The organism is Nocardioides sp. Z24_21 (genome assembly GCF_058134345.1).
The window spans coordinates 42,205-54,222 of sequence record NZ_JBYTTH010000008.1 but is presented as its reverse complement, the minus strand read 5'-3'; the positions used below and the strand labels follow the sequence as shown (position 1 = coordinate 54,222).

The 12,018-nt window shown below is 73.6% G+C and carries 16 protein-coding genes; 9 read left to right on the top strand and 7 right to left on the bottom strand.

Going from position 1 to position 12,018, the window contains the following annotated elements:
• Positions 1 to 124 precede the first annotated feature (124 nt).
• Genes AC3X7Z_RS19605 through AC3X7Z_RS19595 form a run of 3 tightly spaced genes read left to right on the top strand, consistent with a single transcriptional unit; the run spans position 125 to position 2,440 of the window.
• Positions 125 to 709: a methionyl-tRNA formyltransferase gene (locus AC3X7Z_RS19605; RefSeq protein ID WP_489976959.1), complete on the top strand. Its 585-nt coding sequence runs from the start codon at positions 125 to 127 to the stop codon at positions 707 to 709.
• Positions 706 to 1,119 carry an MmcQ/YjbR family DNA-binding protein gene (locus AC3X7Z_RS19600; RefSeq protein WP_186342124.1) on the top strand — a complete coding sequence of 138 codons (414 nt, stop codon included), beginning with the start codon at positions 706 to 708 and terminating at the stop codon, positions 1,117 to 1,119. The genes AC3X7Z_RS19605 and AC3X7Z_RS19600 overlap by 4 nt, the downstream gene beginning before the upstream one ends.
• Positions 1,112 to 2,440: an RsmB/NOP family class I SAM-dependent RNA methyltransferase gene (locus tag AC3X7Z_RS19595; protein WP_489976958.1), complete on the top strand. Its 1,329-nt coding sequence runs from the start codon at positions 1,112 to 1,114 to the stop codon at positions 2,438 to 2,440. The genes AC3X7Z_RS19600 and AC3X7Z_RS19595 overlap by 8 nt, the downstream gene beginning before the upstream one ends.
• Positions 2,441 to 2,453: 13 nt before the next feature.
• On the opposite strand, the gene AC3X7Z_RS19590 is transcribed toward AC3X7Z_RS19595, so the two are convergent.
• On the bottom strand, positions 2,454 to 3,188 hold the full coding sequence (locus tag AC3X7Z_RS19590; RefSeq protein WP_489976957.1) for an AAA family ATPase: 735 nt from the start codon (positions 3,186 to 3,188) through the stop codon (positions 2,454 to 2,456).
• 168 nt (positions 3,189 to 3,356) lie between these two features.
• Here AC3X7Z_RS19590 and AC3X7Z_RS19585 point away from each other — a divergent pair, with 168 nt between their 5' ends.
• Both AC3X7Z_RS19585 and ligD read left to right on the top strand, forming a co-directional pair.
• Complete coding sequence (locus tag AC3X7Z_RS19585) at positions 3,357 to 4,454, top strand: hypothetical protein (protein WP_489976956.1); 1,098 nt, start codon at positions 3,357 to 3,359, stop codon at positions 4,452 to 4,454.
• A 36-nt stretch (positions 4,455 to 4,490) separates the two neighbouring features.
• On the top strand, positions 4,491 to 5,465 hold the full coding sequence (gene ligD / locus AC3X7Z_RS19580; protein ID WP_186342128.1) for a non-homologous end-joining DNA ligase: 975 nt from the start codon (positions 4,491 to 4,493) through the stop codon (positions 5,463 to 5,465).
• 36 nt (positions 5,466 to 5,501) lie between these two features.
• Here ligD and AC3X7Z_RS19575 read toward each other — a convergent pair whose 3' ends face one another.
• Positions 5,502 to 5,732: a hypothetical protein gene (locus AC3X7Z_RS19575; RefSeq protein WP_186342129.1), complete on the bottom strand. Its 231-nt coding sequence runs from the start codon at positions 5,730 to 5,732 to the stop codon at positions 5,502 to 5,504.
• Between the two features lie 171 nt (positions 5,733 to 5,903).
• Between AC3X7Z_RS19575 and rpe the strand changes: the two genes are divergently transcribed.
• Positions 5,904 to 6,566: a ribulose-phosphate 3-epimerase gene (gene rpe / locus AC3X7Z_RS19570; RefSeq protein WP_186342130.1), complete on the top strand. Its 663-nt coding sequence runs from the start codon at positions 5,904 to 5,906 to the stop codon at positions 6,564 to 6,566.
• A 154-nt stretch (positions 6,567 to 6,720) separates the two neighbouring features.
• On the opposite strand, the gene AC3X7Z_RS19565 is transcribed toward rpe, so the two are convergent.
• On the bottom strand, positions 6,721 to 7,596 hold the full coding sequence (locus tag AC3X7Z_RS19565; protein WP_489976955.1) for a hypothetical protein: 876 nt from the start codon (positions 7,594 to 7,596) through the stop codon (positions 6,721 to 6,723).
• Positions 7,597 to 7,656: 60 nt separating this feature from the next.
• On the opposite strand from AC3X7Z_RS19565, the gene AC3X7Z_RS19560 reads away from it, so the two are divergent.
• Both AC3X7Z_RS19560 and AC3X7Z_RS19555 read left to right on the top strand, forming a co-directional pair.
• On the top strand, positions 7,657 to 8,211 hold the full coding sequence (locus AC3X7Z_RS19560) for an LssY C-terminal domain-containing protein (protein ID WP_489976954.1): 555 nt from the start codon (positions 7,657 to 7,659) through the stop codon (positions 8,209 to 8,211).
• The gene (locus AC3X7Z_RS19555) at positions 8,187 to 8,387 is read left to right on the top strand and encodes a hypothetical protein (protein WP_489976953.1); all 201 of its coding nucleotides are present in this window, start codon (positions 8,187 to 8,189) and stop codon (positions 8,385 to 8,387) included. The genes AC3X7Z_RS19560 and AC3X7Z_RS19555 overlap by 25 nt, the downstream gene beginning before the upstream one ends.
• Before the next feature lie 15 nt (positions 8,388 to 8,402).
• Here AC3X7Z_RS19555 and AC3X7Z_RS19550 read toward each other — a convergent pair whose 3' ends face one another.
• The 3 genes from AC3X7Z_RS19550 to AC3X7Z_RS19540 form a co-directional block, all read right to left on the bottom strand.
• Positions 8,403 to 8,774: a hypothetical protein gene (locus AC3X7Z_RS19550; RefSeq protein WP_489976952.1), complete on the bottom strand. Its 372-nt coding sequence runs from the start codon at positions 8,772 to 8,774 to the stop codon at positions 8,403 to 8,405.
• Between the two features lie 122 nt (positions 8,775 to 8,896).
• Positions 8,897 to 9,124 carry a DUF5703 family protein gene (locus tag AC3X7Z_RS19545; protein ID WP_179620627.1) on the bottom strand — a complete coding sequence of 76 codons (228 nt, stop codon included), beginning with the start codon at positions 9,122 to 9,124 and terminating at the stop codon, positions 8,897 to 8,899.
• Positions 9,125 to 9,156: 32 nt separating this feature from the next.
• Complete coding sequence (locus AC3X7Z_RS19540; protein WP_186342133.1) at positions 9,157 to 10,104, bottom strand: aldo/keto reductase; 948 nt, start codon at positions 10,102 to 10,104, stop codon at positions 9,157 to 9,159.
• Between the two features lie 64 nt (positions 10,105 to 10,168).
• Between AC3X7Z_RS19540 and AC3X7Z_RS19535 the strand changes: the two genes are divergently transcribed.
• A complete protein-coding gene (locus tag AC3X7Z_RS19535) occupies positions 10,169 to 10,993 on the top strand; it encodes an undecaprenyl-diphosphate phosphatase (RefSeq protein WP_241005401.1) in 825 nt (274 codons plus the stop codon).
• Between the two features lie 22 nt (positions 10,994 to 11,015).
• Here the strand turns inward: AC3X7Z_RS19535 and corA are convergent, their stop codons facing one another.
• A complete protein-coding gene (corA, locus tag AC3X7Z_RS19530; RefSeq protein ID WP_489976951.1) occupies positions 11,016 to 11,993 on the bottom strand; it encodes a magnesium/cobalt transporter CorA in 978 nt (325 codons plus the stop codon).
• Positions 11,994 to 12,018 lie beyond the last annotated feature (25 nt).

Genomic DNA, 12,018 nt, shown 5'->3' with positions numbered 1-12,018 from the left:
CCAAAACGCGCCCCCTGTGGCGCCCTACTGTCCCTTTCTTCCTCGTTTTGCTCTCGCTTTGGTACCACGTGGGTGCCCCCCCCCCCCTTTCCCTTTCCCCCCTTCTTCTCGCGCCCCCCCCCCGGTGCAGCACTCGCTCTGGGCCGGTGACGAGGTCACCGGCGCCACGACGTTCCGCATCGTCAAGGCGCTCGACGCCGGACCCGTCTTCGGGGTGATGACCGAGCGGATCCGCCCGACCGACACGGCGGGCGACCTCCTCGCCCGGCTCGCGGAGGGCGGCGCCGGACTGCTGGTGCAGACCCTCGACGGGATCGAGGACGGCACCCTCGAGGCGCGTGAGCAGCCCGAGGACGGCGTCTCGTTCGCGCCCAAGATCCTGGTCGAGGACGCCCGGGTCGACTGGACCCACCCCGCCGTCGCCATCGACCGCCAGGTGCGCGCGTGCGACCCCGCGCCGGGCGCGTGGAGCACGTACGAGGGCGAGCGCATCAAGCTCGGCCCCGTCCGCCCGGTCGATCGGGACGCACTGGCTCCCGGCGTCCTCGAGGTCACCAAGAACGCCGTCTTCGTCGGCACCGCCACCACGCCGGTCGAGCTGGGCCAGGTCAAGGCCTTCGGCAAGAAGCAGATGTCCGCGGCCGACTGGGCCCGGGGCGTACGCCTGCAGTCCGGGGCGACGCTTGGCGAGGCGGACGTGCCGTCGTGACCAGGCCGGCCTGCCCCGAGGACGTCGACGCGATCTGCGGCGGCCTGCCGGAGACCGAGCTCGGGATCTCGTGGGGCGACCGGCCGACCTGGAAGGTCCCTCGCGGCGAGAAGGGCAAGGGCTTCGTGCTCTACCGGGCACCGCACAAGACGGCGGTCGACCCCGAGACCGGCGAGATGTGGGACGACCTGGTGGTCATCACGACCCCGACCGAGGTCGAGAAGAACGCGCTCGTCGCGGACGAGTCGACCCCGTTCTTCACCATCGACCACTTCCGCGGCCACAGCGCCGTGCTGGTGCGGCTCTCGCGGCTCGGGGAGATCGACCGCGACGAGCTGGAGGAGATCATCACCGACGCCTGGGCCGCCAAGGCGCCCAGGAAGCTGGTGCGGGAGCACCTCGGTGACTAGCCGACGCCGGCCGGTCGACAAGGCGCGCCGTGCCGCGCTCGACGTCCTGACCGCCGTGCGCGTGGACGACGCGTACGCCAACCTCGTGCTGCCCCAGGTGCTGCGCAAGCACGGGCTCGACGGCCGCGACGCCGGCCTGGCCACCGAGCTGGCGTCGGGCGCCATCCGGATGCACGGGCTCTACGACGCCGTCATCGACGCCTGCCTCACCCGTCCGCGCCTGCAGCCCGAGGTGCGCGACGTGCTGCGGCTCGGCACGCACCAGCTGCTCTCCATGCGGGTGCCCGACCACGCCGCGATCTCCACCAGCGTCGACCTCGTCCGGGCGAGCGTGGGCCAGGGCCCGGCGGGGCTGGTCAACGCCGTGCTGCGCACCGTCAGCCGCCGCGACCTCGCCGGGTGGGTCGCCGAGGTCGCGCCCGATGCGGCGACCGACCCGCACGGCCACCTCGCCGTGGCCCGCTCCCATCCCCGCTGGGTGGTCGACGCGCTGGCCGAGGCGCTCGGCTCCGACGACGAGCTCGACGCGCTGCTCGAGGCCGACAACGCGGGCCCGCGGGTCACCCTCGTCGCCCGACCCGGCCTGGCGAGCGTCGAGGAGCTCGAGGCCGCCGGCGGCACCCGCACCGGACGCTCGCCCTACGCCGTCACGCTGACCGGTGGCGACCCGGGTGCCGTCCCGGCCGTCGCCGAGGGCCGCGCCGGCGTGCAGGACGAGGGGTCCCAGCTCGTCGCGATCGCCCTCGCCGACGCTCCGCTGGAGGGCCGCGACTCCCGCTGGCTCGACCTGTGCGCCGGCCCCGGCGGCAAGTCGGCGCTGCTCGGCGCCCTCGCCGCTCGACGCGGAGCCGTGCTCCTCGCCAACGAGCGCCAGCCCCACCGTGCGGCGCTCGTCGCGTCGGCCCTGCGGGCACTGCCCGACGGGACCGCACACGTGGTCGCCGGCGACGGCGTCCGGCCGGCGTGGGTGCCGGGCACCTTCGACCGCGTGCTCGTCGACGCCCCCTGCTCCGGGCTGGGCGCGCTCCGACGCCGACCCGAGTCGCGCTGGCGGCGACGGCCCGACGACGTCGCGGAGCTGGCGGGCCTCCAGCAGGCGCTGCTCGACGCCGCGCTGGAGTCGGTGCGACCCGGCGGCGTGGTGGTCTACGCGACCTGCTCGCCCGTCGTCGCCGAGACCACCGAGGTGGTGCGCTCGGTGCTCGCCCGACGCGCCGACGCCGACGAGGCCGACCGCTTCCAGCTCTGGCCGCACCGCGACGGCACCGACGCGATGTTCGCCTCCACCCTGCGGCGCCGGGCCTGGTCCGACAGGGACTGACCGGACGCGGACCTCAGTCGTCCTGGAGGTGCCGCAGGTAGGCCCACGGGTCGGCGAGGTAGCGACGCCAGTGCTCCACCACCTCGAGCTCGTCCCAGGCCGCCTCGCGCAGCCCCCACGGCCCGGCCTCCAGGATCCGCGCCCCGGGCATGGCGGCCAGCACGGGGGAGTGCGTCGCGCACAGCACCTGACCGCGTCGCGCGACCACCCGCTGCAGGGCCGCGACCAGGCCCAGCGTCGAGGAGAACGACAGGGCGGCCTCCGGCTCGTCGAGGCAGAAGAACCCCGGCCCGGTGAACCGCGACTCCAGCACGGCCAGGAACGACTCGCCGTGGCTCATCTCGTGGAACGCGATGTCGCCGCCGAGGTCCTCGACGTAGGAGTACCACCCGTGCATCGTCTCGGCCCGCAGGAAGAAGCCCCACCTGCTCGCCCCGGCGCCACGCACCAGCTGGAGCGCGTCGCTGAGCGGCGACTCGGTGGGCCGTGTCGAGTGCCGGCTGTGGGTGCTGCCGCCCTCAGGTGAGAGCCCGAACGCCACGGCCACTGCCTCGACCAGGGTCGACTTGCCCGAGCCGTTCTCGCCGACGAGGAAGGTGACTCCCGGCCCCAGGTCGAGCCCCTCGTTCATCACCTGGGCGACGGCGGGGACGGAGGCGGGATAGCGGCCGGGAGCGAGCTCGTGGTCACCGCGCGCCTCGATCCGGCGTACGGGATGGCGGGCAAGGTCCTCTCCCCACAGTGGCATGGCGACAACCTAGCGAGCGCGATCGGGCTCCGGCCGAACGGCCCGGGGCGGGTCACCATCGGGGTGACTTCGAGACCCCGAAGGTTCCCATCCGCGTGACGGACGCGCATGATGGGACACAAGCTCGGCGCACCGCCAAGGGGGTGCCGTGGCACGAGAGCAGGGGACATGCGGGTGCGCAGGATCTGGGGGGCCGTCGCCGCCACCGCCGTGGCGGTGACGCTGGGGACGTCCCTGTCCGGTCCCGCCGGCGCCGAGGGCGGCTCCCACACGCTGTCGGGTCCCGCCACGGGCGACCCCGATCTCTACCTCACCTACGTCCGTTGCGACGACCTCATGGCCGACGCGGCCGCGCCCGGCTCCCGCATCAACCTCGGTCCCTACGCCGCTCCGCTCGGCCGCCGCTCGCTGGGTCTCGTCCCGGCCGGCGGGGGCAGCGCCTCCGGGCCCTACGCATCGTTCCCGTCGCTGGCCCGCCTCGACTCCTCGGTCGCGGTCGCGGCGACGGGCGGCAGCTCCGGCGTCTCGTGGGTCATGGCCGTCACCCGGCAGAGCCCCCGGGGCACCGCCTGGCGCGGCCGGGCCGCGCTCTCGGCGCCGCCCGGGGGCTGGACGACCGTGTCGACCTCCGCGACCACCTACGACTGGGCGCTGGTCGACCTGGCCTCCGGCAGGGTGCTCGACCGCGCCGGGACGGCGACGCCCGCGGGCTTCGCCGCCGAGCACGGTGACGGCCCGGGCTTCGCGATCACCGGCTTCGGCTGCGACGGCCGGGCGTTCAACCTCGACGCCGTGCGCGCCTCCGGGTCCACCCTCGACTTCGAGGGCGTCTCCCTCACGACCACCGTGGCCGCCGGCAGGCAGCAGGTGCAGGCGGGCCAGGAAGTCGAGCTCACCGGACGCGTCACCGACGCCTCCGGACGCCTGACCGGCGACCCGCTCGTGCTCGAGTCCCGCTCGCCGGGCGGCCAGTGGGCCCCGGTCGGCAAGCCCGTCCTCGCCGGCCGCGACGCGGTCTCGCGCGTCGTCGTCCCCGTCTCGGCGACCACCGACTACCGCTGGCACCGCCCCGAGAGCCAGTACGCCGACGAGGGCTGGTCGGACACCGTGACGGTCAGCGTCGCGCCGCAGGACGGCCCCGAGGGCCAGGCAGGCGGCCAGAGTCAGGGCGGCGGCCAGGGTCAGGGCGGCGGCCAGGGCAACGGCGGTGGCCAGCCGGGGGAGCAGCAGCCCGAGCCCGCGTCGGAGAACCCCACCTCGCAGTAGCGCGCCGGAGGCGCCCGTCCCGGCTAGGCTCCTGACGTGCCGTCGCCGTTCACCGAGATCGAGGTCGACGACCGCGTCGTCAAGGTCACCAACCCCGACCGCGTCTACTTCCCGCCCACCTCGGCCGCGCCCCAGGGGGCGACCAAGCTCGACCTCGTCGAGTATTACCTCGCCGTGGGCGACGGTATCGTCAACGCACTCCTCGAGCGCCCGTGCATGCTGCACCGCTTCCCCAAGGGCCTGGCCGGCGACAAGGTGCACCAGAAGCGGCTGCCGGCCGGCGCCCCGGACTGGGTCGAGACGGTGCAGCTGTTCTTCCCGCGCTGGAAGCGCACGGCCGACGAGCTGTGCGTGACCGAGCTGGGCAGCGTGATCTGGGCGGTGCAGATGTCGACCGTCGAGTTCCATCCGTGGAACAGCCGGCGCTCCGACACCGAGAAGCCCGACGAGTGGCGCATCGACCTCGACCCCGGCCCGGAGTGCCCCTGGGAGGTGGTGCAACGGGTCGCCCACGTGGCCCACGAGGTGCTCGACGAGCTCGGCGCCGTCGGCTTCCCCAAGACCAGTGGCGGGTCCGGGATGCACGTGTACGTGCGGATTTCACCCGACCACGGCTTCCAGGACGTACGGCGTGGCGCGCTGGCGTTCGCGCGGGAGGTCGAGCGGCGCGCCGGGGGAGAGGTCACCACCGCGTGGTGGCGCAAGGATCGCGACCCCTCGCAGCTCTTCGTCGACTACAACCAGAACGCCCGCGACCACACGATCGCCGCCGCCTACTCGGTGCGTGGCGTGCCGGAGGCGCGCGTCTCCGCGCCGGTCCGGTGGGACGAGGTCGACGACTGCGTGCCCGACGACTTCACCCTCTTCACGATGCCCGCGCGGTTCGCCGAGATCGGTGACCTCCACGCCGACATCGACGACCACCCCTTCGACATCGCGCCCCTGCTGGCGTGGGCCGACCGCGACGAGGCCGCGGGCGCGGAGGCGCCTCCCGAGCCCGAGGACGCGTAGTCCCCAGGCCCACCGACCGCGGCGGCCTGACGTCCGTCAGCGGGTCGTGGGCGAGCGCCGACCCGCTGCCCTGACGCGACGGACGTGGGCCTCCCACTGGGCCCACGTCATCGTCTCGTCCATGTCCCAGTCGGGGTGGTCGAGCGCCGTGGAGGAGACCGCCGCGGTCGCCTGCAGCGCGGGTGCGCCGGCCATGACCGCGCGGTAGACCATGTACTCACGTCGCGTGAACACGCGGTCCCGGGCGTCGCGGGCAGCCGAGCTCATGGCGGGCGACCCTACGTGAGGACTCGCCTCCTGGCCACGCCTCCAGGGCGGTGGTGCGTCGCCGGGCAGCGCCACCACGATGCCCGCCCGGGAGCAGTCGATCGCCACGGCCCCCACGGGTCGGGGACGACCCGGGACCGTGCGGCCCGGCGTAGTCACTAGGCTCGTCCCGTGGGCATCCAGATCACGCCGAGCATCCTCAACGCCGACCTCTCGCGCCTCGCCGACGAGGTCGCCCGGATCCCCAGCGCCGACTGGGTCCACGTCGACGTGATGGACAATCACTTCGTCCCCAACCTCACGCTCGGCCTGCCGGTCGTCGAGGCGCTCGGCCGACACGCGAGCCAGCCCCTCGACGCGCACCTGATGATCGAGGACGCCGACCGGTGGGCGCCGGCGTACGCCGAGGCGGGCTGCGCGTCGGTCACCTTCCACGTCGAGGCGACGCGGGCGCCGGTGCGGCTCGCCCGCGAGATCCGGGCGCAGGGCGCCCGCGCGGCGATGGCGCTCAATCCGGCGACGCCGATCGAGCCCTACGAGGCGCTGCTGCCCGAGCTCGACATGGTGCTCGTGATGACCGTGGAGCCCGGCTTCGGCGGGCAGAAGTTCCTCGACCTGTGCCTGCCCAAGATCCGCACCGCCCGCGCGCTCATGCGCAAGCACGGCGTGGAGACCTGGCTCCAGGTGGACGGCGGGGTGTCGCTGGAGACCATCGAGCGCTGCGCCGAGGCCGGGGCCGACGTCTTCGTCGCGGGCTCGGCCGTCTACTCCGCCGACGACCCCGACGCCATGGTGCGCGAGCTCCGCGCGGCCGCGGAGGCCGCCGCGACCTGAGCCGGCCGTCGGGGTGGGGGCGGTCCGCGGATCGGCCGCATGACCGAGGCTGACGAGTTCGCAGGGCACGCCCGGCCAGCCGGCGGGCTCTCGTCGGTGAGCCCGGTGGGGCGCACGGATGGCCCCTTGTTGCGAATCGCGTGCGGCAAGGGGACTACGGCACGCTGGCGGCCTCCTCGCTGGGTGCCTCCACCTCGCCGTGCCGCGCCAGGCTGACCGCACCGCAGACCGAGAGCAGGAAGCCGGCGGCGGCGACCGGCCCCCAGCCGGCCCGCGTCTGGTCGCCGAGGAGGAAGAGCCCGACCAGCGCCGGCCCGACCGTCTCACCGACCACCAGCGGCGCGGTCGCCCGGGTGACGCTGCCGCGCTGCAGGGCGATCGAGTAGGTGAGCATGGCCACCCCGCCGGCGACCGCCAACGCATAGGTGGCCGGACTACGCAGCAGGGGTCCGACCTCGTCGAGGAGGTGCTCGGGGGAGAGGTCGCCCGGGAGGATCCGGGAGGCCACCGCGGTGACGCCGTACGCGAGGCCGGCGACAGCGCCCAGGGCGGTGGCGCCCGCCGCACCGCGGAGCCGGGCCAGCGGGACCGCCGCCAGCCCGAGGAGCATGGCGGCGACCAACGTCCCCCACTGCTCGGCGCGGCTGACGTCCACGCTGCGGTCCTCGGTCGCCGAGACCCCGACCAGCACGAGGCCGGCGACCACGACGACCAGGCCGATCCTGTCGAGCCGGCGCAGCGGCATCCGCAGGAAGACGGCGCCGAGGATGGCGGTGATCGCCAGGAAGCTCGCCACCACCGACTGGACGACGAAGAGCGGGAGGCTGCGCACCGCCACCAGGCTGAGCAGGAAGCCGAGCCCGTCGAGGCAGACGCCCAGCACGTACCGCCAGTTTCGCAGCAGTCGGACCAGCAGCCGGGGGTCCAGCCCTTCGACCGGGGCGGCGCTGCGGCTGGCGAGCGCCTGGAGGATCGAGGACACGCCGTAGCACCAGGCGGCCCCTGCTGCAGCGACCAGTCCCGCGAGCACCCTGCCACGATAGCCCGACAGACTCTGGTCGCCCGGCGGTCCCTCGTGGATCCTGACCAGATGCGGGGCATCGACGGGGAGGGGCCTCAGGAGGACCGGAGGCACTCCGCCTCCGTCCTCGACGGCTGGTTGCTCCCGGGCGGGTTCCGGGCCGACTGGCTGGCCGCTGCCACCTACGACCGCCGGGTCGGACCCTCGCTCTTCACGGGGCAGTTCACGCACCGCATCGACGCGGACGTCGACGTCGAGCGCGACTTCGTGCTCGCGTCGGTCCAGCGTGCGGTGCCCTCGGCCGGGCTCTCGGTGATCACGAACTTCTCCTCCGGCTACCACCACCGCAACGGGGGAGGGGACCGGATCCGGACGGACGGGGACCTGCCGGTCCTCGACCTGCGCGGCACGCCCGGGCCCGACCCGGAGCCGACGGTGAGTCCGCGGCGATGCCCTCCGGTGGTGGCGCTGGGCGCGGGGGTCGCCGTGGGCAGGTGGCGCGGGACTACGCGCTGGGGCCCCGGGAGGCCACGGGCGGAGGGGGTGCCGGAGGGGGTGCCGGATGAGGCGCCGGCTCAGGCGGCCCACCCGGCGCGCGCGTGCTGGCGCGCGTGCTGGCGCTGACCGGCACCCTGGCCGGGGTCCTGTGCTCCGGCTTCGTCCTCGACTGGGTTCTGCGCGGGTTCGAGGGGATGACTCACGTCGTGAGCGAGCTCGCGGCCGTGGGCGAGCCGTACGCGGTGCTCCTGCGCTCGGCCGACGGGCCGGTGAAGGGCGTGCCGGGCTCCTCGGGCTGGTAGCTCCGACGACGCGCGTCAGTGCAGGCCGCGGTCGTCGACCTGCTGGCTGCGCAGGTGCGAGCCGTGCCGCGTCTGCTCCTCCAGCCGCCGGTGGTCGGCCACCAGGGTCCCGCCCTCCAGCTCGTCGGCGCGCGCCTGCACCTGTTCGAGCCGCGTGATCCAGGAGTCGACCTCGCGGGCGACGTCGTCGAGCCGCGCGGCGGGCAGCACGATCGCGTCGCCCTCACTCCGCAGTCCGGGCTCGGCGGATGCCAGCCCGTCCACCTCGTAGGTCGTCAGCGACCGGGTCAGCCGGATCCGCACCGGGTAGGTCTCGCGGTCCACGTCCGCCGGGTCGACCGCGAGCTCGACGATCCCGAGTGCCGGCCTGTGCTTGCGTGTCGCCATCTGCGTCGTCCCCTCACCGGGTCCGGGGTGGCCCCGTCCCTTCGAGTCGACCACCCGAGTCGGGGGACGTACATGGGGTCCGGACCCCATCGACGTGGACCGAGGTCCGCGGTGCTGTCGGGTCAGCCGGCGAAGAGGGTGAGCCGCTGGCGGATGATCTTGCGGCGCAGCACCACGCGGCGCTTGCCGTCGTTGCCGATGCGGAGCCGGTCGAGCTCCCAGCCGCCGTGCTCGGCCCGCTCCACGAGCACCCGGGTCACCACGTTGCGGGAGAAGTCCTTGGGGAGCACGAGCGTCTCGAACTCCCACTCCACGCCACGCCCGGGCGGGCGGCGCTGGATCCTCGCCATGTCTTCTCTCCCTTCTCGCGGGGGGTGAGACGTCAGTCGGTGGACACGTCGTCGAGGGCCTCGACGATCTCCGGTGGCAGGGTCAGCTCCTCGGTGCCGAGAGCGCCGTCGAGCTGGGCGGCGGTGCGCGCGCCGACGATCGGTGCGGTGACCCCGGGGCGGTCGCGCACCCACACGAGGGCGACCTCCAGCGGCGACCAGCCCAGTCCGTCGGCGGCGCGGGCGACGGCCTCGACGATGCCGCGGGCCCGCTCGTCGAGGTAGGCGCCGACGAACCGGCCGAAGTGCTCGGTGGCGGCACGGGAGTCGGACGGGGTGCCGGTGCGGTACTTGCCCGTGAGCACGCCACGGCCCAGCGGCGACCAGGGCAGCACGCCGAGGCCGAGCGCCCGGGCCGCGGGCACGACCTCGTGCTCGACGTGCCGGTTGAGCAGCGAGTACTCCACCTGGGTGGAGGCCAGTGGCGTACGCCCGGGGACCGCGCGCTGCCAGGTGGCGGCCTGGGCCGTCTGCCAGCCGGTGTAGTTGGAGACCCCGACGTAGGACGCCCGGCCGGAGCTGACGGCGAGGTCGAGGGCGCTGAGGGTCTCCTCGAGCGGGGTCTCGTCGGTCCACACGTGGACCTGCCACAGGTCGACGTGGTCGACGCGCAGCCGCTTGAGCGAGGCGTCCAGTGCGGTCAGCAGGTGGCCGCGCGAGGTGTCGGTCACCCGCTCGCCGGTGCGGCGCGAGATGCCGGCCTTGGTGGCGAGCACCAGGTCCGCACGGGCGACGACGTCGCCGACGAGCGTGCCGATGAGCTCCTCGCTCGCACCGTCGCCGTAGCCGGCGGCCGTGTCGAGCAGGGTGCCGCCGGCCTCGGCGAACGCGACGAGCTGGTCGCGTGCCTCGTGCTCGTCGGTGTCACGGCCCCAGGTCATGGTGCCGAGGCCGAGCCGGGAGACCTTGAGCCCGGTCGCGCCGAGGGAACGCTGCTGCATGGGGGTGAGGGTAGCCACGGGTGGTGCGCGGATCACATCTGACTCGCCCGTAGGCTCGTCCCCCGTGACCGATCTCCTCAAGGCCGTGGTCCTCGGCGTGATCCAGGGACTGACCGAGTTCCTCCCGATCTCGAGCAGCGCCCACCTGCGCATCTACCCCGAGCTCTTCGGTTGGGGCGACCCGGGAGCCGCCTTCACCGCCGTCATCCAGATCGGCACCGAGCTGGCCGTGCTCATCTACTTCCGCAAGGACATCTGGCGGATCGGCAACGCCTGGGTGCGCTCGCTGTTCAAGGCCGAGTACCGCGGCAGCTTGGACGCGCGGATGGGCTGGTTCATCATCGTCGGCTCCCTGCCGATCGTGGTCCTCGGCGTGCTGCTCAAGGACGTCATCGAGCGCGACTTCCGCAACCTGTGGATCATCGGCTGCACGCTGATCGTGATGGGTGTCGTGCTGGGCGTCGCCGACCGCGTCGGACGCACCGACCGGCCGCTGCGCAAGCTGACGCTCAAGGACGCGCTGCTGATGGGGGGCGCCCAGGCGCTCGCCCTGATCCCCGGGGTCTCCCGCTCCGGCGCCACCATCTCGATGGGCCGCCTCCTCGGCTTCGAGCGCGAGGCCGCGACCCGGTTCGCCTTCCTGCTGGCCATCCCCGCCGTCGTCGGCGCCGGGCTGTTCGAGCTGAAGGAGATCCCCCACGGGCACAACGACTTCGGCTGGGGACCGACCCTCACCGCGACGGTCGTCTCCTTCGTCGTCGGCTACGCCGCCATCGCCTGGCTGCTGCGCTACGTCAGCACCCGCTCCTACACGCCGTTCGTGGTCTACCGCATCCTGCTGGGCGCCGGCACGCTGATCCTGCTCGGCGCCGGGGTGCTGGCCGCCTGACCGGGTCGGGTCACCGGACGGGTCACAGCCAGCCGGACCGCTTGAACCAGACGATGAGAACGATCGCGGAGCCGACCATGAGCAGCAGCGCGAACGGGTAGCCGTAGGTCCACTGCAGCTCGGGCATGTGGGTGAAGTTCATCCCGTAGATCCCGGCGATCAGGGTGGGGACCACGATCACCGCGGCCCCGGCGGAGATCTTGCGCATGTCGTCGTTCTGCTGCACCGAGATGCGGGCGGTGTGCGCGTCGAAGGCCGTCGACAGCAGGGCGTCGAGGTTGTCGACCACCTCGGCGACGCGTTGCAGGTGGTCGACGACGTCGCGGAAGTAGGTGGCAGTCTCGACCGTGATCCGGTCGTCGCCACCCGCCTCGAGCTGGCGCATCGGCTCGCGGAGCGGGAGCACGGCGCGCCGGACCTCGGCGATCTCGCGCTTGAGGACGTAGATGCGGGAGGAGTCGTCGGTGCGCATGGCGGAGAACACCGAGGCCTCGACCTCGTCGACGTCCTCCTCCAACGACGCGCCCACGCGCTCGTACTCGTCGACGACCCGGTCGCAGATGGCGTAGAGCACCGCCATCGGCCCGTGCTCGAGCACGGTCGCCCGGCGCTCGAGGTCGCGGCGCGCGTCGGCGAGGTCGAGGCCCAGGCCGTGGCGGACGGTCACCACGAAGTCCGCGCCGACGAAGACGTTGATCTCGCCGGTCTCGACCGCGTCGTCCTCGTCGACGTACCACAGCGTCTTGAGCACGAGGAACAACGTGTCGCCGTAGCGCTCGAGCTTGGGCCGCTGGTGGGAGTCGCCGGCGTCCTCGACCGCGAGCGGGTGGAGGTCGAACTCCTTGGCGACGCGCTCGAGCTCCTCGGGGCTCGGGTCGTGCATGCCGATCCACTGGAAGTCGCCGGAGTCGCACGGCACCCGGGCGATGCCCAGGCTCTGGTCCTCGCCGCCGAGCGGGACCCGCCTGCCCTGGTGGTAGTACGCGTTGTCGACGATCACCCCTCGAGGCTAGTCCCACTAGCCT